This is a genomic window from Ancylobacter rudongensis, from assembly GCF_900100155.1.
Taxonomy (GTDB): Bacteria; Pseudomonadota; Alphaproteobacteria; order Rhizobiales; family Xanthobacteraceae; genus Ancylobacter; species Ancylobacter rudongensis.
In genome coordinates this window covers 286,630-308,729 of record NZ_FMTP01000002.1, presented here as the reverse complement: position 1 = coordinate 308,729, position 22,100 = coordinate 286,630, and the positions used below count along the sequence as shown (strand labels likewise).

At 67.9% G+C, this 22,100-nt stretch carries 21 protein-coding genes; 8 read left to right on the top strand and 13 right to left on the bottom strand.

The window, feature by feature from the left end:
- The first annotated feature begins 88 nt into the window (after positions 1-88).
- Complete coding sequence (gene ilvN / locus BLO63_RS06445) at positions 89-604, top strand: acetolactate synthase small subunit (protein ID WP_018389404.1); 516 nt, start codon at positions 89-91, stop codon at positions 602-604.
- Between the two features lie 39 nt (positions 605-643).
- Here the strand turns inward: ilvN and BLO63_RS06440 are convergent, their stop codons facing one another.
- A complete protein-coding gene (locus BLO63_RS06440) occupies positions 644-1,204 on the bottom strand; it encodes a DUF924 family protein (protein ID WP_091437929.1) in 561 nt (186 codons plus the stop codon).
- A gap of 192 nt (positions 1,205-1,396) precedes the next feature.
- Between BLO63_RS06440 and BLO63_RS06435 the strand changes: the two genes are divergently transcribed.
- From BLO63_RS06435 to ilvC, 3 genes are all read left to right on the top strand, one after another.
- Positions 1,397-2,341, top strand: a complete 945-nt coding sequence (locus BLO63_RS06435) for a DMT family transporter (RefSeq protein ID WP_205409274.1) — start codon at positions 1,397-1,399, stop codon at positions 2,339-2,341.
- Between the two features lie 84 nt (positions 2,342-2,425).
- A complete protein-coding gene (locus BLO63_RS06430; protein ID WP_091437924.1) occupies positions 2,426-3,094 on the top strand; it encodes a TetR/AcrR family transcriptional regulator C-terminal domain-containing protein in 669 nt (222 codons plus the stop codon).
- Between the two features lie 15 nt (positions 3,095-3,109).
- On the top strand, positions 3,110-4,129 hold the full coding sequence (gene ilvC, locus BLO63_RS06425; RefSeq protein WP_091437921.1) for a ketol-acid reductoisomerase: 1,020 nt from the start codon (positions 3,110-3,112) through the stop codon (positions 4,127-4,129).
- Positions 4,130-4,429: 300 nt separating this feature from the next.
- Here ilvC and BLO63_RS06420 read toward each other — a convergent pair whose 3' ends face one another.
- From BLO63_RS06420 to BLO63_RS06390, 7 genes are all read right to left on the bottom strand, one after another.
- Positions 4,430-4,927 carry a macro domain-containing protein gene (locus BLO63_RS06420; protein ID WP_143007056.1) on the bottom strand — a complete coding sequence of 166 codons (498 nt, stop codon included), beginning with the start codon at positions 4,925-4,927 and terminating at the stop codon, positions 4,430-4,432.
- Between the two features lie 99 nt (positions 4,928-5,026).
- Complete coding sequence (locus tag BLO63_RS06415; RefSeq protein ID WP_091437920.1) at positions 5,027-5,551, bottom strand: DedA family protein; 525 nt, start codon at positions 5,549-5,551, stop codon at positions 5,027-5,029.
- Between the two features lie 4 nt (positions 5,552-5,555).
- On the bottom strand, positions 5,556-6,836 hold the full coding sequence (locus tag BLO63_RS06410) for an NAD(P)/FAD-dependent oxidoreductase (protein WP_091437918.1): 1,281 nt from the start codon (positions 6,834-6,836) through the stop codon (positions 5,556-5,558).
- Between the two features lie 20 nt (positions 6,837-6,856).
- Entirely contained in the window at positions 6,857-8,734 is a 1,878-nt protein-coding gene (mutL, locus tag BLO63_RS06405) for a DNA mismatch repair endonuclease MutL (RefSeq protein ID WP_091437915.1), read from the bottom strand.
- Between the two features lie 287 nt (positions 8,735-9,021).
- Positions 9,022-9,840 (bottom strand): ABC transporter permease subunit, encoded by an 819-nt coding sequence (locus tag BLO63_RS06400; RefSeq protein WP_091437913.1) that lies wholly within the window; start codon positions 9,838-9,840, stop codon positions 9,022-9,024.
- Entirely contained in the window at positions 9,840-10,751 is a 912-nt protein-coding gene (locus BLO63_RS06395) for an ABC transporter permease (RefSeq protein WP_091437911.1), read from the bottom strand. Before BLO63_RS06395 ends, BLO63_RS06400 begins: the two co-directional genes overlap by 1 nt.
- Before the next feature lie 10 nt (positions 10,752-10,761).
- On the bottom strand, positions 10,762-11,937 hold the full coding sequence (locus tag BLO63_RS06390; protein ID WP_091437908.1) for an ABC transporter ATP-binding protein: 1,176 nt from the start codon (positions 11,935-11,937) through the stop codon (positions 10,762-10,764).
- A gap of 191 nt (positions 11,938-12,128) precedes the next feature.
- Between BLO63_RS06390 and BLO63_RS06385 the strand changes: the two genes are divergently transcribed.
- Positions 12,129-13,529 carry a glutamine synthetase family protein gene (locus tag BLO63_RS06385; protein WP_091437906.1) on the top strand — a complete coding sequence of 467 codons (1,401 nt, stop codon included), beginning with the start codon at positions 12,129-12,131 and terminating at the stop codon, positions 13,527-13,529.
- A gap of 209 nt (positions 13,530-13,738) precedes the next feature.
- On the opposite strand, the gene BLO63_RS06380 is transcribed toward BLO63_RS06385, so the two are convergent.
- Positions 13,739-14,800 carry an LLM class flavin-dependent oxidoreductase gene (locus BLO63_RS06380; protein WP_091437903.1) on the bottom strand — a complete coding sequence of 354 codons (1,062 nt, stop codon included), beginning with the start codon at positions 14,798-14,800 and terminating at the stop codon, positions 13,739-13,741.
- 232 nt (positions 14,801-15,032) lie between these two features.
- Positions 15,033-15,446 carry a DUF1127 domain-containing protein gene (locus tag BLO63_RS06375; protein WP_091437899.1) on the bottom strand — a complete coding sequence of 138 codons (414 nt, stop codon included), beginning with the start codon at positions 15,444-15,446 and terminating at the stop codon, positions 15,033-15,035.
- A 193-nt stretch (positions 15,447-15,639) separates the two neighbouring features.
- Between BLO63_RS06375 and BLO63_RS06370 the strand changes: the two genes are divergently transcribed.
- Positions 15,640-16,524 (top strand): LysR substrate-binding domain-containing protein, encoded by an 885-nt coding sequence (locus tag BLO63_RS06370; RefSeq protein WP_091437895.1) that lies wholly within the window; start codon positions 15,640-15,642, stop codon positions 16,522-16,524.
- A 40-nt stretch (positions 16,525-16,564) separates the two neighbouring features.
- On the opposite strand, the gene BLO63_RS06365 is transcribed toward BLO63_RS06370, so the two are convergent.
- The 3 genes from BLO63_RS06365 to BLO63_RS06355 form a co-directional block, all read right to left on the bottom strand.
- Positions 16,565-17,935 carry a glutamate--cysteine ligase gene (locus BLO63_RS06365; RefSeq protein WP_091437892.1) on the bottom strand — a complete coding sequence of 457 codons (1,371 nt, stop codon included), beginning with the start codon at positions 17,933-17,935 and terminating at the stop codon, positions 16,565-16,567.
- A 145-nt stretch (positions 17,936-18,080) separates the two neighbouring features.
- Entirely contained in the window at positions 18,081-19,214 is a 1,134-nt protein-coding gene (locus BLO63_RS06360) for a carboxylate-amine ligase (RefSeq protein ID WP_091438775.1), read from the bottom strand.
- 235 nt (positions 19,215-19,449) lie between these two features.
- Positions 19,450-20,217, bottom strand: coding sequence for a 16S rRNA (uracil(1498)-N(3))-methyltransferase (locus tag BLO63_RS06355; RefSeq protein WP_091437889.1), 768 nt, complete (start codon positions 20,215-20,217; stop codon positions 19,450-19,452).
- 129 nt (positions 20,218-20,346) lie between these two features.
- On the opposite strand from BLO63_RS06355, the gene BLO63_RS06350 reads away from it, so the two are divergent.
- Together BLO63_RS06350 and ubiA are read left to right on the top strand one after the other, a co-directional pair.
- Positions 20,347-21,069 carry a hypothetical protein gene (locus BLO63_RS06350; RefSeq protein ID WP_244517676.1) on the top strand — a complete coding sequence of 241 codons (723 nt, stop codon included), beginning with the start codon at positions 20,347-20,349 and terminating at the stop codon, positions 21,067-21,069.
- Between the two features lie 4 nt (positions 21,070-21,073).
- On the top strand, positions 21,074-22,030 hold the full coding sequence (gene ubiA / locus BLO63_RS06345) for a 4-hydroxybenzoate octaprenyltransferase (protein WP_091437883.1): 957 nt from the start codon (positions 21,074-21,076) through the stop codon (positions 22,028-22,030).
- The last annotated feature ends 70 nt before the right edge of the window (positions 22,031-22,100 follow it).

Here is a 22,100-nt window from a genome sequence, read left to right as displayed (position 1 = left end):
ACGCCGACGTCTGGGTGGCCGGGTCAAGCCCGGCCATGAGGAATGATGGATATTTCGCTTTTCAGCAGCCCCCTTTTCAGAGTGCCCCATGCCTCCCGTTATCGAGCCTGCCGAGCGCCACACCCTGTCCATGCTGGTCGACAACGAGCCGGGCGTTCTCGCCCGCATCGTCGGCCTGTTTTCCGGGCGCGGCTACAACATTGACAGCCTGACCGTCTCCGAGGTCAGCCATGCCTCGCACCTCTCGCGCATCACCGTCGTGACCACCGGCGCGCCGCCGATCATCGAGCAGATCAAGAGCCAGCTTGATCGTCTCGTGCCGGTGCACCGGGTGGTCGACCTCACCGTCGCCGGCAAGTCGGTGGAGCGCGAGCTGGCGCTGATCAAGGTGCGCGGCAAGGGCGAACTGCGCCAGGAAGCGCTGCTGATCGCCGACAGCTTCCGCGCCCGCACGGTCGACACCACGCTGGAGAGCTTCGTGTTCGAGATCACCGGCAAGCCGGAGAAGATCGACCAGTTCGTCTCGCTGCTGGAGCCGCTCGGCCTGGTCGAGGTCTCGCGCACCGGCGTTGCCGCCATCGGCCGCGGCGCCGAGGGCATGTGAAGGACAGGCGCGGCGGCCCGGCCTGCCGCGCCGCCGCCCTCAGCCGGCGAAGCCGCCTGAGGTGAGGAAGGCGTGCTCTTCCTCCGACATGGCGCGGCCCAGCACCGGATTGCGGTGCGGGAAGCGGCCGAAATCGCGGATGATGTCGTGGTGGATGACGGCGTGGTGCAGGCCTTCCTCATCGCCCGCCGCTTCGCAGAGCGCGACGCAGCGCTGCTGGTCCGCCAGCTCCTCCGAATGCATGAATGGCACATAGAAGAAGCGCCGCTCCGGCAGCTCGAAGGCGCGGTCGAAGCCGCGCGCGATGGCGGTATCCGCTACCGCGCGCGCCTGTGCGTCGGTGGCGAAGGCCCGTTCCGAGCCACGGAACAGGTTGCGCGGGAACTGGTCGAGCAGCAGGATCAGCGCGTAGCAGCCCTCCGCCGTCTCCTCCCAGCCCGTCAGCGTGCCGGCGGCCGCCGCCTCATAGGCGGTGAGGAAGCGGGCGCGGATGGCGGCGTCGAAGGCATCGTCCTTGGCAAACCAGCGGTCCGGCCCGGCCTCGCGCCAGAACGCGATGATGTCGTCGGCGGTGGGCAGGCTTATGTTCGGCAGGGGCATGGCGGGGGCTCCGTTTTCTGTCGACGGTCCCGGATAGGACGGCGCGCGGGCTAAAGTCGAGCCCCACGCCTGTGCTGCGCTGCACACGAACGCTTGGCCTGTCCGGTCAAGCCGTGTGAAGATGGTGTTTCGCGGGGTGCGTCGCGGCGCCTCGCGCCGTCGCCACGCGAGAGCGACGGAGGCGTGGGAAACGTGAGCGAGCGTGCAGGCGCGGTGCCGGCGACGGCAGCAGGCAAGCCCCTGTGGCTGATGGCGGCGCCGTTCATCTTCCTGCTGTTGTGGTCGGGCGGCTTCGCCGTCGGCAAGATCGGCATCCTCTCCACCGGCCCCTTCACCCTGCTGGCGATGCGCTATGGGCTGGTGCTGGTGGTGCTGCTGCCACTGCTGGCCTGGTTCCGCCCGGCGCGGCCCCGCACGCGGCGGGAATGGCTGAACCTGTTCATCGTCGGCTTCCTGATCCAGGTGCTGTATTTCGATTTGAGCTATTTCGCCTTTCGCTATGGCATTTCGGCCGGCGCGCTGGCGCTGATCGTCTCCATGCAGCCGATCGTGGTCGGCCTTGCCGCGCCGGTCTTTGCCGGCGAGCGCGTCGGCCTGCTGCGCTGGGGCGGGCTGCTGCTGGGCCTTGCCGGCGCCGGGCTGGTGATCGTCTCGCGCGCCGCCATCGAGGTCACCTCGCCCGGCGTCATCCTGCTGGCGGTGGGCGCGCTGCTCGCCATGTCCACCGCCTCGCTCTATGAGAAGCGCCACGGCATCGCCCAGCACCCGCTGGTCACCAATTGCGTGCAATATGCCGTCGGCTTCGTGTTCACCCTGCCACTGGCGCTCCTGCTCGATGACGGCCATGTCGACTGGTCGGTCCCCTTCGTGGCAGCGCTGGCCTATCTGGTGATCGGCAATTCGCTGATCGCCATCTCGCTCTATCTCGCCATGATCCGCGCCGGCGAGGTGGCGAAGGTCTCGGCGCTGTTCTTCCTGGTACCGCCCTGCTCGGCGCTGATTGCCTTTTTCCTGCTTGGCGAAGAGATGCCGCTGCTCGCCTGGGCCGGCATGGCGCTGGCGGCGTCCGGCGTCGCGCTGGCCTCGGCGCAGCCCCTGACATGGCGGGCCCGCCTCAACGCCCTTCGCCGCCGCTGATGGGGGAACACCGCCGGCCCGCTTGCGGAGTGGCGGGCGGTGCTGTACGAGAACCGTAACGTACGGTACGGACCCTTTCCGCCCATGGCTTTACCCCCGGACACGCAGGACGAGACGTTCACGGAGCGCCAGCAGGCGGTCCTCGACGCCGTGCTCGCGCTGATGGTGGAGCAGGGCGGCGAGCTGACCATGAACGCGGTGGCGCGCCGCGCCTCCTGTTCCAAGGAAAGCCTGTATAAATGGTTCGGCGACCGCGACGGGCTGCTGACCGCGACCGTGCGCTGGCAGGCCTCCAAGGTCCGCACCGGCAATTATGACCGCACCCGTCTCGACGCGCTCGCCCTGCGCGACAGCTTCATCCGCTTCGCGGCCAACTGGCTCGGGGTGATTTCCAGCCCGACCTCGATCGCGCTCAACCGCTTCGCCATCGCGCAGGCCGGCGCGCGCGCGCCGGGCGGCGGCCTTGGCGCGATCATGCTGGCCAATGGCCGCTTCGCCATCGGCGCCCGGCTGAAGCCGGTGCTGGAGGCCGGCCGCGAGGCGGGGCTGATCGACTTCGACGACACCGAGACCGCCTTTCGCAGCTTTATCGGCCTGGTCGGCCGCGACGTGCAGATCCGCCTGCTGCTCGGCGACACGCTCAGCCTGACGCCGGCGGAGATCGAGCGCGACGCCGCCCGCGCCACCGACCAGTTCCTCGCCCTCTACGGCACGGCCAACGCCGCGCCGGCCTGCCAAAAAACCAACGCATGACACAAGGAGACACCCATGCGCGTTTATTACGACCGCGACGCCGACGTTAACCTGATCAAGGGCAAGAAGGTCGCCATCATCGGCTATGGCTCGCAGGGCCGCGCCCATGCGCTGAACCTCAAGGAATCCGGCGTCAAGGAGATCGCCATCGGCCTGAAGCCGGGCTCGGCGACCGCCAAGAAGGTCGAGGCCGACGGCCTCAAGGTGATGACCGTCGCCGACGTGGCCAAGTGGGCCGACCTGATGATGATGGCCACCCCGGACGAGCTGCAGGCCGACATCTACCGCGACGAGATCGCCCCCAACATCCGTGACGGCGCCGCCATCGCCTTCGCCCACGGCCTCAACGTGCATTTCGGCCTGATCGAGCCGAAGGCCTCCGTCGACGTGGTGATGATCGCCCCCAAGGGCCCCGGCCACACCGTGCGCGGCGAATACCAGAAGGGCGGCGGCGTGCCCTGCCTCGTGGCCGTGCACCAGGACGCCTCGGGCAATGCGCTCGACCTCGGCCTCAGCTACGCCTGCGGCGTCGGCGGCGGCCGCTCGGGCATCATCGAGACCACCTTCAAGGAAGAGTGCGAGACCGATCTGTTCGGCGAGCAGGTGGTGCTCTGCGGCGGCCTCGTGGAGCTGATCCGCGCCGGCTTCGAGACGCTGGTGGAAGCCGGCTACGCCCCGGAGATGGCCTATTTCGAGTGCTTGCACGAGGTGAAGCTGATCGTCGACCTCATCTATGAGGGCGGCATCGCCAACATGAACTACTCGATCTCCAACACCGCCGAGTGGGGCGAGTACGTCTCCGGCCCGCGCATCATCACCGCCGAGACCAAGGCCGAGATGAAGCGTGTGCTCACCGACATCCAGACCGGCAAGTTCACCTCCGACTGGATGCAGGAATACAAGGCCGGCGCCTCGCGCTTCAAGGGCATCCGCCGCCTGAACGACAGCCACCAGATCGAGCAGGTCGGCGAGAAGCTGCGCGGCATGATGCCGTGGATCGGCGCCAACAAGCTGGTCGACAAGTCGAAGAACTGAGGTTTTTCGCTTTCGGAAACAACGTCATGGCCGGGCTTGTCCCGGCCATGTTCGTTCCCGGCTACCAAATGTTGTCATCCCGGCCGAAGGCGAAGCCGCAGAGCCGGGATCGCCGGCAGAGATAGCCGCTTCCCGCACGCGATCCCGGATACGGCCTTGTGGCCGTTCCGGGATGACGATTTGGGGTAAGTCTGGGTCCCCGGGTCAAGCCCGGGGATGAGGGCGGGGGAGGGAGCGCCAGAAGGACGGCAGCGAACGGCAGGAATTGCCCCGCCTCAGGCCGCCGCCTTCAGCCCCGGCTCATTGGCCCTTCTGGCCCTTGTGGTAGACCACATAGACATAGACCGGGATGTCGAGCTCGCTCAGATGCCGCGCGATCAGCGGCTTCACCTCGGCCCAGTCCAGCCCGCCGACGCCGGTGGCGAGGCGCGGCAAGGCGAGGCTGGCGATACCTTCCGCCTCGACATGGCGCGCCAGCGCCTTCAGCGCGTGGCCGACATTCTCGGTCGTCGCCCGGCCGGGCCGGCCAAGCGCGTTTTCCGCCGCTTCCTGCGTCAGCAGATTGACGATGCGCGCCGCGCCGCCCTCTTCCGCCACGCCACTCCACACCCAGAGCCCGCCGGCCTTGGGGTTCTCGATGCGGCAATAATGGCGGAAATCCTTCGCCAGCGAGGGATACCGCTCGCGCAGCGCCAGAGCGAGGCCGGTGTCGAAATGATCGTTGGGCGCCACGCCATGGGCGATCGCGGCGGCGCCGCTCAGCAGGATGTCGCCTTCCACTTCGTGGATCTTGGCCATTGGGGTTCCTTCCTCGGCTGCGTTGGTTGCGCCCTGTGTCGGGGAAGCCGGGCCCGGTGTCGTTGAGGAAACGCAAGCCCGGTTCGCTCGCGAGCCAGCTCAGTAGCCCAGCGCCTTCACCGCCGCGGCGCCGGGGCCGAGGATCACCAGCGCCCACAGCATGGCCGAGGTGATGTTCACCATCTGGAACTGGAAGGGCGGCATGGCGAACATGCCGGCGATCAGCGGCACGATGGCGCGCAGCGGGCCGGAGAAGCGGCCGAAGAACACGCCCCAGATACCGTAGCGCAGGAAAAGGCGCTCGCCGCGTGCCAGCCCTCCGGCGAAGCGGTTGAGCGGCCAGCGCTGGCGGGCGCTGCCCTTCAGGCGGAAGCCGATCCAGTAGGACACGCTGTCGCCCAGCGCCGCGCCCGCCGCCGTTGCCGCCCAGACCGGCAGCAGCGGCACGCCGCCGGCGGCGATGAGCGGGGAGAGGCCAAGCAGGACGAAGGTGGCGGGAATGACGAGCGAGACGATGACCAGGGATTCGCAGAAGGCGAGCAGGAAGGCGACATAGGGCGCGTAATGCGCATGGGCCTCGACGAAGGCGATCACGTCGCGGGCATAGGCGTGAAATTCCGGCACGCGGCTAGAGCCGGTCGCGCAGGGCGTAATAGCTCATGCCGGCCACCAGCAGCGGCCAGCGCATCAGCGGCCCACCGGGGAAGGCCGGCACCGGCAGGCGCGCCAAAAGGTCGAACTCGCCGAGCTGGCCCCGCACCGCCTCGCCCAGCAGCTTGCCGAAATAGGGCGCCAGCATCACCCCCTGGCCGGAATAGCCGGCGGCGGTGAGCACGCGCGGCGAGAGCTTCCGCACGAAGGGCAGGCGGGTCATGGTGATGCCGAGAATGCCGCCCCAGCCATAGTCGATGCTGACATCGGCGAGCTGGGGGAAGATCTTCAGCATGTAGGGGCGTACGAACGCGCCGGGGTTGGGCCGAAGCCCGCGCTTGTAGCTCTCGCCGCCGCCGAACAGCAGGCGGCCATCGCCCGAGAGACGGTAGTAATTGACGACGAAGCGGCTGTCGGCCACCGCCGCGCCGTTGGAAATGATCTCCCGCGCGCGTTCGCCGAGCGGCGCGGTGGCGGCGATGTAGTTGGCGATCGGCATCACATGGGTGTCGACCCGGCGGTCGAGCCCGTCCTGCAGCCCGTCGCCGCATTCCAGCACCCAATCCGCCTCCACCGAGCCGGCGGCGGTGATGACGCGCACCTTCGCACCTTCCTCGATGCGCAGCGCGCGGGAGCGCTCATAGAGCCGGGCCCCGGCCCGCCGCGCCGCCTCGGCGAGCCCGAGCGCGAGGTTGAGCGGGTGCAGATGGCCGCCGCCATGGTCGATCATGCCGCCATGATAGGCGTCGGAGCCGACCATCTCCCGCAACTCCTCGCGCGTCAGCGGCGCGGCGTGGGGATAGTCGTAGACCTCGTTGAGCTTTCGGGCATAGGCGTGGCTATGGGCGACATAGCCCGGCTTGTGGTCGGCGACGATGAGGCCGGGGCGGACGTCGCAGTCGATGGCGTGGCGCGTGATGAGATCGTGCAGCAGCGCCTTGGCGTCCTCCGCCATCCGCCAGAGCGCCTTGGCATCGTCGAGGCCGACACGCGCCTCCAGCCAGTCCTGGTCACGGCGCTGGCCGGTGTGGATCTGCCCGCCATTGCGGCCCGAGGCGCCCGAGCCGACGCGCCCGGCTTCCAGCAGCACCACGTCGAGCCCGGCCTCGGCCATATGCAGCGCCGCCGACAACCCGGTATAGCCGCCGCCGATGACGCAGACATCCGCCCGCGCCCCGCCCTGCAGCGGGGGGAGGGGGGAGGAGCGGTTGGCCGTGGCAGCGTACCAACTCGTGGGGTGATCGGTTTCGGACGCCATGCCTGCCTCTTGCCGGGCTTTCATCGCCGCGCGAACAGCCGCTCGATATCGGCGAGCGCCAAAGTGACGAAGGTCGGCCGGCCATGATTGCACTGGGCGGCGTTGGGCGTTTCTTCCATTTCGCGCAGCAGGGCGTTCATCTCCTCCACCCGCAGCCGGCGGCCGGCGCGGACCGAACCGTGGCAGGCCATGGTGGCGGCGATATGGAGAAGCCGGCGCTCCAGCGGCAGCGCGTCGTCCCATTCCGCCGCGTGCTCGGCGAGCTCGCGCAGCAGGGCGGTGATGTCGGCATCGCCGAGCAGCGCCGGCACCTCGCGCACCAGCAGCGCGCCGGGGCCGAAGGGTTCGATCACCAGGCCGAGCTTTTCCAGCGCCGGCGCCCGTTCCGCCAGCCGCGCCGCCTCGGAGGGGTCAAGCTCGACCACCAGCGGCACCAGCAGCATCTGCCGAGCGAGGCCGTCGCGCGCCATGGCGGCCTTGAGCTTCTCATAGACGATGCGCTCATGGGCGGCATGCTGGTCGATCACCACCACCCCGTCGCGGGTCTGGGCGATGATGTAGGTCTCGTGCAGCTGCGCCCGGGCGGCGCCGAGCGGGCGCTCCAGCGCCTCCGGAGCGGCCGGGGCGGCATTGGCGCGGGCATCGGCCGCGGGGGCGAGGGCGAGGCCGAGGCCGAGGCCATCGAAGCCGCGCCCGTCAGCGCCCGGCAGGTCGAAATCGAAGCGCGACGGCGCCTCGCGCAAGCCGGCCTCGGTCGGCGCGCTGCCGGCAAAGCCTTCCGGTGCCGCCCAGGAGCGCGACCAGTCGTAATTCCCCGGCCGCGCCTCGGGCCGGTAATCGGTCGAGAAGTCGCGCCGGGCGAACTGGGTCAGCCGGTCGGCGGCGGTGGAGGTGGTGCGCGGCACCCCTGAGGTGAGCGCGTCGGTGAGGGTGCGGACGATCAGCGCGCGGATATTGCCGGCGTCGCGAAAGCGCACCTCGGTCTTGGCGGGGTGCACGTTCACATCCACCTCGCGCGGGTCGAGGTCGAGGAACAGCGCCGTCACCGGGTGGCGGTCGGAGGGCAGCAGGTCGGCGTAAGCGGCGCGGATGGCGCCGATCAGCACCTTGTCCCGCACCGGGCGGCCATTGACGAACAGATATTGCGACAGCGAATTGGCCTTGGAATAGGTCGGCAGGCCGGCCAGGCCCGACAGCCGCGCGCCCTCGCGCAGCCCCTCGACATCGAGCGCGTTGCCGCCGGCTTCCTGCCCGAGCACATCGGCGATGCGGGCGCGCCGCCCGGCCGGGTCGCGCGCGCGGGCGGGCCAGGTGAGGGGCGGGCGATCATCGGTGACGAGGGTGAAGCCGACGTCGGGCCGGGCGAGCGCGAGGCGCTTGACCGCATCCACCGCCGCCGCCGTTTCGGCCCGTTCGGATTTGAGGAATTTCAGCCGCGCCGGGGTGGCGAAGAACAGGTCGCGCACCTCCACCCTTGTGCCGAAGCCGAGCGCCGCCGGGCGCACCGGGGATTTGACCCCGCCCTCGACGCGGATTTCGAAGGCGCTGTCGGCCTCGCGCGGCCGGCTGGTGATCGACAGCCGCGCCACCGAACCGATGGAGGGCAAAGCCTCGCCGCGAAAGCCGAGCGTGTGGATGGCGAGCAGGTCCTCGCCATCAAGCTTGGAGGTGGCGTGGCGCTCTACTGCAAGGGCGAGGTCCTCGGCATTCATGCCGCAGCCATCGTCGGTGACGCGCATCAGCCGGCGGCCGCCGCCATCGATGATGATCTCGACCCGCGTGGCGCCGGCATCGAGCGCGTTCTCGACAATCTCCTTCAGCGCCGCCGCCGGGCGCTCGACCACCTCGCCCGCGGCGATGCGGTCGACCAGGGTGGAAGGCAGAAGGCGCAGCGGCATGAGGAGATCCGGCAAGGTCCGATTCGGGAGGCGCGTGCGGGCACTATAGCAGGGGCGCGCGGGCGATGCCCGGTCGGGTGGGCCATGGATGGCGTCTCCGGCCATCGACGTCCTGATGTGCCGGCGCAGCCAGAGCGTCCCTCATGCCCGGGCTCGACCCGGGCACCCAGGCTTCACCGTTGGCGCCAGCATGGGAGTCTGGATTCCCGGGACACGCCCGGGGATGAGGGAAGGCAATAGGCTGGAGGGGACGCGCGGGAAGCGGCGCGGCGTGAGGCGGCCCCGGCCTACCCCGCCGCCGCCAGCCGCTCGGCCTTCTGGCGCTCGATTTCCTGCCGCTTGGTCATGATCGAGACGACGATCACCACCACGGTGACGATGGCGATGAGGATGGTGCAGGCGGCGTTGATTTCCGGCGTCACGCCGAGCCGCACCTGGCTGTAGATCCGCATCGGCAGGGTGGTGGCGCCGGGGCCGGTGGTGAAGCTGGCGATGACGAGGTCGTCCAGCGACAGAGTGAAGGCCAGCATCCAGCCGGAAATCACCGCCGGCAGGATGATCGGCAGCGTCACCACGAAGAAGGTCTTGAAGGGCGGGCAGCCGAGATCGAGCGCCGCCTCTTCCAGCGAGCGGTCGAAGGTGACGAGGCGCGACTGCACCACCACCGAGACGAAGCACAGGGTGAAGGTGATGTGTGCCAACGTGATGGTCCAGAAGCCGCGGTCGATGTCGACCGCCACGAACAGCAGCAGCAGCGACAGGCCGGTGATGACTTCCGGCATCACCAGCGGCGCATAGACCATGCCGGAGAACAGGGTGCGGCCGGTGAAGCGGCCATAGCGGGTCAGCGTGATCGCCGCCAGCGTGCCCAGCACGGTCGCCACCGTGGCGGTGAGGAAGGCGACGCGCAGCGTCACCCAGGCGGCGTCCAGCAATTGCTGGTTCTGGAACAGCTGCCAGTACCAGTGGGTGGAGAAGCCCGCCCACACCGTCACCATCCGCGAGGCGTTGAAGGAGTAGATCACCAACAGGACGATGGGGATGTAGAGGAAGGCGAACCCCAGCGCGATCGAGGTGACGTTGAACCAGGAGAGTCCCTTGCGCATCAGCGTCTCTCCACTTCGCGGGCCTGGAGGTTCTGGTAGAAGACGATCGGGATCACCAGCACCAGCAGCAGCAGCACCGCCACCGCCGAGGACACGGTCCAGGAGCGGTTCACCGAGAATTCGGTCCACAGCACCTTGCCGATCATCAGCGTGTCCGAGCCGCCGAGCAGATCGGGGATGACGAACTCGCCCACCGCCGGAATGAAGCAGAGCAGGCAGCCGGCGAACACGCCCGGCAGCGAGAGCGGCCAGGTGATCTTCCAGAACGCCGCGAAGGGCGGGCAGCCGAGATCGGCGGCGGCCTCGAGCAGCGTCTCGTCCATCTTTTCCAGCGCCGCGTAGAGCGGCAGGATCATGAAGGGCAGGTAGGAATAGACGATGCCGATATAGACCGCCGTGTCGGTATTGAGGATCTGCAGCGGCGCGTCGCGGTTGATGATGCCGAGCGCGAACAGCAGCTGGTTCAGCAGCCCCTCGGGCGAGAGGATGCCGATCCAGGCATAGACGCGGATCAGGAACGAGGTCCAGAACGGCAGGATCACCAGCATCAGCAGTGTCGGGCGGAGCGATTTCGGCGCCCGCGCCATGCCATAGGCGATCGGGTAGCCCACCAGCAGCAGCAGCAGGGTGGAGATGCCGGCGATCCAGAGGCTGGAGCCGTAGGCCTCGATGAACTCATTGTCCCAGGAGAGCACATAGCCGTAATTCTCGAAGGAGAGTTCGGCGAAGGCCTCCTTGAACGCCGCCCAGCCTTCCGCCAGATCGAAGGTCGGGAAATAGGGCGGCTGGGCGATGGCGTCCTGCGACAGGCTGATCTTGAAGACGATCAGGAACGGGACGAGGAACAGCGCCAGCAGCCACAGATACGGAACGGCGAGGACCAGCCATCGCCCGGTCGCCTTGCTTGCCATCGGGGCCTCCTCAGCTGGTCAGGACCACGCCGGCATCGGGCGAGAAGTACACATAGACCTTGTCGTCCCAGGTGATGGGGCGCTCGACCATGCGGGTGAGGTTGGGCTTGGCGGCCTTGACCCGGACGCCGCCGGGCAGCTCGACATGGTAGATCGAGAGGTCGCCGAGATAGCCGATGTCCCAAATCTCGCCCTGGACGCAATTGACGTTGGTATCCGCCGGCGGATCGAGCTCGACCCGCATCTTTTCCGGCCGCAGGGCGATGGCGACGCTGTCGCCGGGCTTGGCGGCGCAGTCCTGGGCGATGCGGAAGCGCCGCTCCGGCGCCGCCACCGGGCGCAGCGTCACCATGCCGGGCTCGACCGTCTCGACCGTGGCGTCGAGAATGTTCACGTCGCCGACGAAATCGGCGACATAGCGCGAATTGGGGTGCTCGTAGATCACCGCTGGCTGGTCGACCTGCACCAGGCGGCCCTGGTTCATGACCGCGATACGGTCGGCCACCGTCATCGCCTCTTCCTGGTCGTGGGTGACGATCAGGAAGGTCATACCGAGCTCCATCTGGATGTCCATGAGCTCGAACTGGGTCTCCTCGCGCAGCTTCTTGTCGAGCGCGCCGAGCGGCTCGTCCAGCAGCAGCACCTTCGGCCGCTTGGCCAGCGAGCGGGCGAGCGCGACGCGCTGGCGCTGGCCGCCGGAAAGCTGGTGCGGCTTGCGCTTGGCGAATTTCTCAAGCTTGACCAGCTTGAGCATTTCCTCGACCCGGGCGTCGATCGCGCCCTTTTCCATCCGGTCCTGCTTCAGGCCGAAGGCGATGTTGTCCCACACGGTCATATGCGGGAACAGCGCGTAAGATTGGAACATCATGTTGGTCTGCCGCTTGTAGGGCGGCGTTCCGACGAGGTCCTGTCCGGCCAGGGTGATCTGGCCCTCGGTCGGATCCTCGAAGCCGGCGAGCATGCGCATCAGCGTGGTCTTGCCGCAGCCGGACGGGCCCAGCAGGGCGAAGAATTCGCGCTCATAGATGTCGAGGGAGAGGTTGTCGACGGCCACGAACTCGCCGAAGCGCTTGGTGACGTTCTTGTAGCTGATCAGCGGGACGGCCTGCGGGTCGTTCCAGGGAGCGAATTTCCGGCGGATGCCGCCAATGGTCTTCTGCGTCTTTTCGGCGACGCCGGTGCTCATGCTGACTGATCCCGTTTCCCCCGCCGGCTATGTCGGCCGGTAGACGCTAACCGGCTTCTCGTGACGGCTCAACGGCAGAATGCGAACAATTTTACCATGCCTTTAAAGGTGGCGACGCGCCGCCGCCTTGACGGCCATAAGCGGGGCGTGATTGCCTCTGGCGGCGCAGAAAGCGCATCAGGAAGGCAATCATGGCCAAGAAGAAGCGTTCCGACAAGGACGCGGTCGACAATCCCCGCGGTGTGGCGTCCCTCGCCGAGGCGAAGGCGTGGATGGGCGCGCGCGGCATCACCGAGATCGAATGCGCCGTCCCGGACCTTGCCGGGGTGGGGCGCGGCAAGATCATGCCGGTGTCCAAGTTCCTCTCGGGCCCGACGATGAACCTGCCGCTCAGCGTGTTTTTCCAGACCATCTCCGGCGACTACCCGCCTTATGACAACCTCGTCGATTCGGTGGTGGTGGACAGCGATCTGGTGATGGAGCCGGATTTCTCCACCCTCGCCATCGTGCCCTGGGCGCAGGACCCGACCGCCCAGATCATCCACGACGCCTATCACCGCGACGGCCGTCCGGTGGAGCTGGCGCCGCGGCAGGTGCTGAAGAACGTGGTCGATCTCTACGCCAAGAAGGGCTGGAAGGCCGTGGTGGCGCCGGAGATCGAGTTCTACCTGGTCGAGCCGAACATCGACGCCGACTACCCGCTGAAGCCGCCGATCGGCCGCTCGGGCCGGCCGGAAATCGGCCGCCAGTCCTATTCGATCCAGGCGGTGAACGAGTTCGACGCCCTGTTCGAGGACATGTACGATTATTCCGAGGCGCAGGGCCTGGAGATCGACACGCTGATCCATGAGGACGGCGCGGCGCAGATGGAAATCAACCTGCTGCACGGCGATCCCATCGTGCTCGCCGACCAGGTGTACCTGTTCAAGCGGACGATCCGCGAGGCGGCGCTGCAGCACAAGATCTACGCCACCTTCATGGCCAAGCCGATCGCCGACGAGCCGGGCTCGGCCATGCACATCCACCAGTCCATCGTCGATGGCGAAACCGGCAAGAACATCTTCTCCGACTCGGATGGCGACCCGACGCCGGAGTTCTTCTCCTTTATCGCCGGCCAGCAGCGCTATCTGCCGGCTGTCATGTCGATCCTCGCGCCTTACGTGAATTCCTATCGCCGGCTGACGCGCGATTCGATGGCGCCGATCAACGTGCAGTGGGGCTATGACAACCGCACCGCCGGCCTGCGCATTCCGCCCTCCTCACCGGCGGCGCGGCGGGTGGAGAACCGGGTGCCGTCCTCCGACGCCAACCCCTATCTGGTGATCGCCGCCTCGCTCGCCTGCGGCTATCTCGGCATGGTGGAAGGGCTGCGCCCGACCGAGCCGCTGGAAGCCGACGCCAAGGGCCTCGATTTCGAGCTGCCGCGCGGCCTGCTCGAAGCGGTGGCGGCGATGCAGCATTCCGAGGAGATCGCCACCGTGCTCGGGCCATCCTTCGTGAAGACCTATACGGCGGTGAAGCAGACCGAGTTCGACACCTTCATGCGGGTGATCTCGCCCTGGGAGCGGGAATATCTGCTACTGAACGTGTGAGGCAGGGCCCCCTCCCCGCCGGGGAGGGGGCCGTTATCGCCAGCCTGCTTCGAGGCCGGCCTTGCGGCCGGCACCTCAGCATGACGAAGGGCGTGACGGGCAAGCCCAGCCGGCACGCCGTCATCCTGAAGTGCGAGCGCAGCGAGCCTCGAAGGATGCCGCACAGGTTCCCGAACCGCGGGGATCACGTTTCCAACGGCCTCGACCGCTCACGCCTCCACCTTCTCCTCGGCCAGGATCTCCCGCACGCGCGGGATCACCTTGGTGCCGTAGAGCTCGATGGCGCGCATCATCCGCGCGTGGGAGAGCGGCCCGGCGCTGTATTTCAGGTCGAAGCGCTGGAGGCCGAGCGTCTTCGCCGTCTTCGCTATCTTGCGCGCCACGGTTTCCGGCGATCCAAGATAGAGCGAGCCGTGCGCGATCTCGTGCTCGAACGCGTCGCGGCCATAGGCAGGCCAGCCGCGCTCGGCGCCGATGCGGTCATGCATGCGCTTGTAGTCGGCATAGAACTCCTCGCGCGCCTGCGCATCGGTCTCGGCGATATAGCCATGCGAATGCACGCCGACCGGCAGCCTTTCCCCGCCGAGCTGGCCCACCGCCTTGTGGTAGAGCTCGACATAGGGGGCGAAGCGGGCCGGGTTGCCACCAATGATGGCCAGCATCATCGGCAGGCCATAGCGCGCCGCCCGCACCACCGATTCCGGCGAGCCGCCCACCCCGATCCAAGTCTTCAGCGTGCCCGTTTCCACCAGCGGATAGACGTGCTGGCCCTTGAGCGGCGGGCGCAGATCACCCTGCCAGCTGACGCCCTCCGGCGAGCCATTGTCGCGCAGCAGCGCGGCGAACAGGTCGAGCTTCTCGGTGAACAGCGCCTCATAGTCCTGCAGGTCGAAACCGAACAGAGGGAAGGATTCGGTGAAGGAGCCGCGCCCGAGAATCACCTCCGCCCGCCCGTTCGACAGCGCATCCACCGTGGCGAAACGCTGGAACACCCGGATCGGGTCGTCGGAGGACAGCACCGTCACCGCCGAGCCGAGGCGGATGCGGTTCGTGCGCGTGGCGATGCCGGCCAGCACCACTTCCGGCGCCGAGACGGCGAAATCGTCGCGATGATGCTCGCCCACGCCGAAGAAATCGATGCCGACCTCGTCGGCCAGAACCGCCTCCTCCACCACATCGCGGATCACCTGCGCGTGGGAGAGTGCCTTGCCGTCGGCGCCTGACGTCACGTCGCCGAAAGTGTCGAGGCCGAGTTCGAGAAGCTGTGCCATGGGAGAGGGTCCCCTTGTCTCCGGCATCGTGCCGGCGCTCCCCATATGGACCGGACCGCGCGGGCGTGCATCCCCGCCGGTGCAAGGACGGGATTTCACTTTCGCAAACACGTGCAGGCAGAAAAAAAGCCCGCTGGACCAGCCAGCGGGCTTCAAGTCGGCGACACGAGGGGGTCGATGTCGCCGTAGACTCGGTCGGCCTGATGTGGCCGCGAAGGAGTGGCGGGCATGATCAGCCGCAGGAGACGGTATCGTCGCGGCGCGGGGTGACAGGCATATGGCTGGCGGTGCCGTCGCGGCGGGATTCCTGACGCGCGTTCTGCGCCGCATCCTGGCGGGCGGCCTCACGCAGCGCCTCGCGCATGGTCATGCGGCGGGCGGCGCGGCGTTCCACCGCACGCACCACGAGCAGGGCGGTCGGGTCCTGCCAGAGCGGGCCGGACGAGGCGTCGAGCACATCGCCGCGGGTGAGGCCGATGTCGCGCAGCATGCGATCGTCGAACCCGCCGAGCTGGGCGAGATGGCGCCGGCGGGCAACCGCCTTGATGAACTGGATGGAACCCATGACAACGGCGATCAGCAGACCGCTCGCCGCGGTACCGAACGAGGAGAACGCGGTTCTCCGAACTTCGCCAACATACGACATCGTAACCTCCATGTGCCGGCCGCGCAGCGACGACGTTGGGCTTTCTGATCGCGGGAAGGCGCTGGAGCCACCCGATATCGACATCATCCGTTCGCGGCGGGATTGTTATGGAGGACGGCAATCGATCACACTAGCGAATGTTTATGATCGCTGATATCATCAACGTTGATGATAGGCCGTCGTGAGGGCTCCGATGAGCGTGTTGCTGGACATTGATCAATTAAGAACATTCATTGCAATCGCTGAAACTGGCAGTTTCACGAAAGCCGCTGACGTGGTGCACAAGACCCAGTCGGCGGTGTCGATGCAGATGAAGCGGCTGGAGGAGCGGGTCGGCCGGGCCATCTTCGCCCGCGATGGGCGCGCCTCGCGCCTCACCGACGAGGGCGACCGGCTGCTCGATTATGCCCGCCGCATCGTCAAGCTGAACATCGAGGCGATGGCGAGCCTCGCCTCGGCCGAATTGTCGGGCCGGGTGCGGCTTGGCGTGCCGGACGACTATGCCGACCGATACCTGCCCGAGATCATGGCGCGGTTCTCCGCCACCCATCCCAATGTCGAGCTGACCGTGGTCTGCGATCCCTCGACCGATCTCATCGACCGCATCGACACCGGCGATCTCGACCTCGCCATCATTACCGATTGCGAGACGATGAATCGCGAGACCGAGATCATCCGCCGCGAGCAGCTGCTCTGGGTCGGCTCCACCCGCCATTCGCTGCATCTGGAAACCCCGGTGCCGCTGGCGCTGGGGCGGCAGACCTGCAATTGGCGGCAGGAGGCGATCTCGATGCTGCAATCCGCCGACCGGCCGTTCCGCATCCTCTACACCTCGTCCAACTCGACGGCGGTCTCGGCGGCGGTGCTGGCCGGGCTCGCCATCTCGGTGCTGCCGGAATCGGGCCTGCGCCCGGGCATGCGGGTGCTGGGGCCCTCCGACGGCTTTCCGACGCTGGCGCCCTGCCGCATCGGCCTGCTGCGCAACCGGCACGAGGCCTCGCCGCTGGCCGATGCGCTGGCGCATCATATTGTGCAGGGGCTCGACAATATTTCCGAGACGGCGATCGCGGCGGAGTAGGCCTCCCCCGCGCGTGGCTGTGCCTCAACAGGCGTCTGCCTCAATAAGCATCCTCGACGAACACCGGCTCGACCGAGCGGTTCCACGCGCCCTCATAGCGCGCCAGCAGCAGCTCGGCCGGGGTCTGGCCGGCTTTGAGGCTGGCCTCCAGCGGGGCGAGGAAGCGGCTCTCGTCGCGGCCCTGGCTGTCGCGATAGTCGCGGCGGACAAGGCCGGCGCGGGCGATCTCGACCACGTCGCGCGCCAGATCCAGCATCGAGCGGCCGGCGATCTCCGCCTTGAAGCCGAGCCGGGGCACGTCGTCGCGCAGCTTTTGCCGCTCCTCGGCGCTCCAGCCCTTGGCGAGGTCCCAGGCGGCGTCGAGGCTGGTGGTGTCGTAATAGAGCCCGGTCCACAGCGCCGGCAGGGCGCACAGATTGCGCCACGGCCCGCCATCGGCGCCGCGCATTTCGAGGTAACGCTTCAGCCGCACCTCGGGGAAGATGGTGGAGAGGTGGTTGGCCCAGTCGGAGACGGTGGCGCTATCGCCCGGCACGGCCGGATGCCGGCCGGCGAGCAGGTCGCGGAAGGACGAGCCGGCGACGTCGATATAGGCGTCGCCGCGCTTGATGAAATACATCGGCACGTCCAGCGCGTAGTCGACATAACGCTCGAACCCCATGCCGTCCTCGAAGGCGAAGGGCAGCATGCCGGCGCGGTTATTGTCGGTGTCGCGCCAGATTTCCGAGCGGAAGGAGAGGAAGCCGTTCGGCTTGCCTTCGGTGAAGGGCGAATTGGCGAAGAGAGCGGTGGCCACGGGCTGCAGCGCGAGGCCGACGCGCAGCTTCTTCACCATGTCCGCCTCGGAGGCGAAATCGAGGTTCACCTGCACGGTGCAGGTGCGGAACATCATGTCGAGGCCATGCGTGCCGACCTTCGGCATGTAGTTCGACATGATCTTGTAGCGCCCCTTGGGCATCACGGGCGTTTCCGCCAGCGTCCATTTCGGGCTCATGCCGAGGCCGAGGAAGCCGAAGCCCAGCGGCGTCGCCACCTCGCGCACCTGGTCGAGATGGCTGTTCACCTCGGCGCAGGTCTCGTGAATGGTGATCAGCGGCGCGCCTGACAGTTCGAACTGCCCGCCCGGTTCCAGCGAGATTGCCCCGCCGCCGACCGTATCGGCGAGGCCGATAATGGTCTCGCCTTCCATGATCGGTTCCCAGCAATTCAGCGCCTGCATACCTTCGAGCAGGGCGCGGATGCCGTTGGCGCCTTCATAGGGCACCGGCTCATGGCCCTTCAGCGTAAAGGGAAATTTCTCGTGCTCGGTGCCGATCCGGAATTTCGACGGCGCCTTGCTGCCCGCTTCAAACCAGGCGACGAGTTCGTCGCGGCTTTCGATGGGCTGCGTGTCGATCTGGTCTCGCGCCATAGGGAACTCCGGCCGGCATGCTGGGCGCGCGACCATACACAGGCGCAGGGCCGGCGCAAATCACGGTAACTACCGACCGAAAATGGAGATTGCGGCGCCGCAAACGGCCCTTCAACCTGCCGCTGCGTTCGCCCGAATCCGCCCCCTATTGGGCCGAGGCGTGAGTGAGCCAGGTATTTACCGCCTTCAGCCCTTCCGCGCGATTGCCCGTGCGGTGGGCGGCTTCCTGAAAGACGGCGATCTGGATGTCGGCGCTGGTGCCACTCAGCATGATGGTGCGCAGATGTTCCAGCTCCGCCCGCCCGCCGAGCGCGTCGGCATCATCGGTCAGCTGGTCGATCAGACGCTCCACCGCCTGCGCGACCGGCACCGCCTCGCGGGTGTGGCGATCGACGAAGCTGCCATGGATGCCGTAGCGCTGGGCCCGCCACTTGTTCTCCACCGCGATGGCGCGGTCGACCGCGTCAATGCCGGCATTGAGCTTCGGATTGCGCACGAGATGGCGCACCAGCGCCCGGTACAGCGCGGCGATGGCGACCGAATCCTCCACCCGGGTGCAGCTGTCGGGGGCGCGCAGTTCCAGCGTGGGCTGCTTCTCCGAGGGGCGGATGGTCCACCACACATAGCTCGAATCGCGGATCGCCCGCGCCGCCACCAGCGCGTCGATATAGTCCTGGTAATCCCTAGCGCTCTCGAACAGTTCCGGCAGGCCGGTGCGGGGCAATTCGTCATAGGCGGCGAGGCGATAGCCCATCAGGCCGGTGCGGCGGGATTCCCAGAACGGCGAGGAGGTGGAGAGCGCCACGAAGACCGGGAGATAGGGCAGGATGCGGCGCATCACGTCGATGCGCTGGTCGGCGTCCGGCAGTTCCACATGCACATGCATGCCGCACAGCAGGTTGCGCTCGCCCGGCATCTGCAGATCGTGCATCAGCCCGTCATCGCGCTGGGTCGGGGGGCGCTTGCCGCTCTGCCAGCTGGCGGTGGGGTGGGTGCCGGCAGCGATGAAAGCGAGATCGAACCCCGCGCTTACCTCGGCGAGGCTGCGGCGCAGGCCGTGCAGCTCCCGCCTTGCGTCGGCGGCGGCGCGGTGCGGGCGGGTCATCACTTCGATCTGGGCGTGCAGCCTTTCGCCGCTGACGCCGGGGCCGAGCGCCGCGCGCACCGCTCCCATATAGGCGGACGGCATCCGCCTCAGGGCGCTTTTGCTCGCCGTGTCGACGACGAAATACTCTTCCTCGATGCCGATGCGGTACTCTTCCGTGCTGGTCCCGGGCATGGCGTCCTCCCCGCATTCATTCCAGATCGCGCGTCGCATCACAGCTTAGCCGGCAGAGAATCAGCTTGCTTGGCGGCGGGGTGAGGGATGATGGAAAAGTAAGACCGTAATGTGACCTTTCAAAAGTGCGGGTAATTGAGAATATAACGTGTATTTACTCTAATTGAGAGGATGTTTTTTGTTTATTTGTTGCAAATCCATGCCGGCTTCTGTGGTGTTTCTGCGGGGCGGGCGGTCAGGGCGCGGCCTGCCGGGCGGCCTCCACCAAAGCCAATGCCGCCACGGCGGCGGTGTCGGCGCGCAAGATGCGCGGGCCGAGCGACAGCACCACGGCGCCCGGACGGGTGGCCAGCAGGCGGCGCTCCTCGTCGGCAAAGCCGCCTTCCGGGCCGATCAGCACCGCGAGCGGGCCGGCGATCGCGGCGCGCAGCGGCGCGAGCGGGTCGGCCTGCGGCGCCGCCTCGTCGCAGAACACCAGCACCCGCTCGGGCGGCAGATCGGCGAGCCAGCGCGGCAGCGTGACCGGCTCCAGCACGTCGGGCGGGGTGAGGATGCCGCATTGCTCGGCGGCCTCGATGACATTGGCGCGCATGCGCTCGGTGTTGACGCGCGTCGCCTGGGTGCGGCGGGTCATTACAGGCACCAGCCGGCCGGCGCCCATCTCCACCGCCTTCTGCACCATATAGTCGAGCCGCGCATGCTTGAGCGGGGCGAACACATAGTCGAGATCGGGCGGCGGGGTTTGGCGCCGCAACAGGGCCTCGCAGCGCAGCAGCACTTCGCGCCGCCCGCCCGCCTCGCGCACCGCGCGCCACTCGCCATCGCGGCCGTTGAACAGATGAAGGTGCCCGCCCACCGCCAGCCGGATCACGTCGGAGACATAATGCGCCCGGTCGCGGTCGAGACTGACCTGCGCGCCCTCGGTGAGCGCATCGTCGACGAACAGCCTCTGGGCGCGGAAATCATAGGGTTCGGCGGTGGAATCGGCGGGAGCGCGGGTCATGGGGCGTTTTTTGTCCGTAATATGCAGGCAATATCGCGTGCGCCGTGATGTTGCCCAATCTTTCATGCCTCTGTATCACGCTTGGTCAATGACACGGCACCGATCGACCTCCTGATGAGAGATTGGCCTTTGAACAGTCACCCGATGCGCCTGCGGGCGGGCTCCGCGCTGGCGGCCCTGGCGGGCCTAGCGCTTGTCGGCCTCCTGGGCACCCTTCCGGCCGGCGCGCAGTGGATCGGCGCCCCTGGCGGCTCGACCGACGGCGCCTCCTCGGGCGCGGTGACGATCGAGCCGGCGCCGCAGGCGGAATTGCCGGCCGCGCAGCCGTCACCGGGCTTCAGCCCGAGTGTCGCCCCGGGCTACTCGCCCGGTATTGGCGCTCCCGGTCTTGGCGCCGCCCCCGGGGTGAGCGCGCCGCAGCAGGCGGGTCCGGACGCCGCCAATTGCCATGGCCGGATCGCCGAGCTGCGCGAGGATCTCGAAAAGCGCGGCGGCGCCCTCCAGTCGGCGTCGAAGAAGAAGCTTCCGCCCAGCGAGCTGTGTCCGATGTTCCGCAGCTTCGCCAGCGCGCAGCAGGCGTTCTATTCCTTCCTCAACACCAACAAGGCCAAATGCGGCGTGCCGGACGATGTGCTGGCGAAGTTCAAGGAGAACGTCACCTCGGTGAACTCGACGCGCAACCGCGTCTGCGAGGTGGCCAAGCTGCAGGAGAGCGGCGGCGGCGCCGGCCCTGGCGGCCCGCCCCCACAGGGCTCGGTATCGGCGGGCCTCGGTCTGTCGACCGGGCTGCCGACGATGGAGGCTCCTCCGGGCGGCGTGTTCGACACGCTCGGTGGCGACGCGCTGCGCTGAGCCGATGACGACCGCCGCGCCGTCTCCCGTCGCGCCGGCCCCGGCCGATTCGTCCGGCAATTGGGTCGATCGCTACGCCCCCGCCGCGCTGCGCCCCTTTCTCCGCCTTGCCCGGGCCGATCGGCCGATCGGCAGCTGGCTCCTGCTGATTCCCTGCTGGTGGTCGCTGGCGCTCGCCCTGCGGGTGCAGGCGGAAAGCGGCGTCGCTGCCTATGGGCAGGCGGCGGTCTGGGCGGCGCTGTTCACCCTCGGTGCGGTGGCGATGCGCGGCGCCGGCTGCACCTGGAACGACATTCTCGACCGCGACATTGACGGGAAGGTGGAGCGCACCCGCTCGCGTCCGCTGCCCGCCGGGCAGGTGACGCTGACGGGCGCGGTGCTTTTTCTCGCCCTTCAGTGCCTGGTGGGGCTGGTGGTGCTGCTCTGCCTGCCGGGCTTCGCCATCGCGGTGGCGCTCTCCTCGCTCGGGCTGGTGGCGGTCTATCCGCTGATGAAGCGGGTGATGTGGATTCCCCAGCTGGTGCTCGGCCTTGCCTTCTCCTGGGGCGCGCTGATGGGCTTCGCCGTGCTGCTGGAGGCGCTGCCGCCAGCGGCCCTGCTGTTCTATGCCGGGGCGGTGCTGTGGGTGGTGGGCTATGACACCATCTATGCCCATCAGGACCGCGAGGACGACGCCATTGTCGGGGTGAAATCCTCCGCCCTGCTGTTCGCCGGCCAGACACGCAAATGGCTGGTCGGGCTTTATGGCGCGGCGGTGGTGCTGATCGGACTTGCGCTGGCGAGCGCGGGGGCGGGGCCGACGGCCTGGGGCGGGCTCGGCATCTTCACCGTGCAGCTTGTCACCCAGATACGCCGGCTCGACATTGACGATCGCGCCCTGTGCCTGCGCCTGTTTCGCTCCAACCGCGACGCCGGGCTGATCCTGCTTGCCGGCCTCCTCGCCGACGCGCTTCTGGCCTGAGCGCCCGCCCGGCCCGGGAGGCCGCGGGAGGTTGCTGCGGCGGGGCAGGTGGTGCTAAGCAGCGCAAACC

Excerpts from the sequence above, each read along its gene's own strand:
- BLO63_RS06355 (WP_091437889.1), bottom strand. The coding sequence starts at position 20,217 with ATGACCCGCGCTCCCGCCGATTCCACCGCCGAACCCTATGATTTCCGC.
- BLO63_RS06395 (WP_091437911.1), bottom strand. The coding sequence starts at position 10,751 with ATGGCAAGCAAGGCGACCGGGCGATGGCTGGTCCTCGCCGTTCCGTAT.
- BLO63_RS06375 (WP_091437899.1), bottom strand. The coding sequence starts at position 15,446 with ATGTCGTATGTTGGCGAAGTTCGGAGAACCGCGTTCTCCTCGTTCGGT.
- BLO63_RS06420 (WP_143007056.1), bottom strand. The coding sequence starts at position 4,927 with ATGGCCAAGATCCACGAAGTGGAAGGCGACATCCTGCTGAGCGGCGCC.
- BLO63_RS06430 (WP_091437924.1), top strand. The coding sequence starts at position 2,426 with ATGGCTTTACCCCCGGACACGCAGGACGAGACGTTCACGGAGCGCCAG.
- BLO63_RS06370 (WP_091437895.1), top strand. The coding sequence starts at position 15,640 with ATGAGCGTGTTGCTGGACATTGATCAATTAAGAACATTCATTGCAATC.
- BLO63_RS06390 (WP_091437908.1), bottom strand. The coding sequence starts at position 11,937 with ATGAGCACCGGCGTCGCCGAAAAGACGCAGAAGACCATTGGCGGCATC.
- BLO63_RS06380 (WP_091437903.1), bottom strand. The coding sequence starts at position 14,800 with ATGGCACAGCTTCTCGAACTCGGCCTCGACACTTTCGGCGACGTGACG.
- ilvN (WP_018389404.1), top strand. The coding sequence starts at position 89 with ATGCCTCCCGTTATCGAGCCTGCCGAGCGCCACACCCTGTCCATGCTG.
- mutL (WP_091437915.1), bottom strand. The coding sequence starts at position 8,734 with ATGCCGCTGCGCCTTCTGCCTTCCACCCTGGTCGACCGCATCGCCGCG.
- ilvC (WP_091437921.1), top strand. The coding sequence starts at position 3,110 with ATGCGCGTTTATTACGACCGCGACGCCGACGTTAACCTGATCAAGGGC.
- ubiA (WP_091437883.1), top strand. The coding sequence starts at position 21,074 with ATGACGACCGCCGCGCCGTCTCCCGTCGCGCCGGCCCCGGCCGATTCG.
- BLO63_RS06400 (WP_091437913.1), bottom strand. The coding sequence starts at position 9,840 with ATGCGCAAGGGACTCTCCTGGTTCAACGTCACCTCGATCGCGCTGGGG.
- BLO63_RS06410 (WP_091437918.1), bottom strand. The coding sequence starts at position 6,836 with ATGGCGTCCGAAACCGATCACCCCACGAGTTGGTACGCTGCCACGGCC.
- BLO63_RS06440 (WP_091437929.1), bottom strand. The coding sequence starts at position 1,204 with ATGCCCCTGCCGAACATAAGCCTGCCCACCGCCGACGACATCATCGCG.
- BLO63_RS06360 (WP_091438775.1), bottom strand. The coding sequence starts at position 19,214 with ATGCCCGGGACCAGCACGGAAGAGTACCGCATCGGCATCGAGGAAGAG.
- BLO63_RS06365 (WP_091437892.1), bottom strand. The coding sequence starts at position 17,935 with ATGGCGCGAGACCAGATCGACACGCAGCCCATCGAAAGCCGCGACGAA.
- BLO63_RS06385 (WP_091437906.1), top strand. The coding sequence starts at position 12,129 with ATGGCCAAGAAGAAGCGTTCCGACAAGGACGCGGTCGACAATCCCCGC.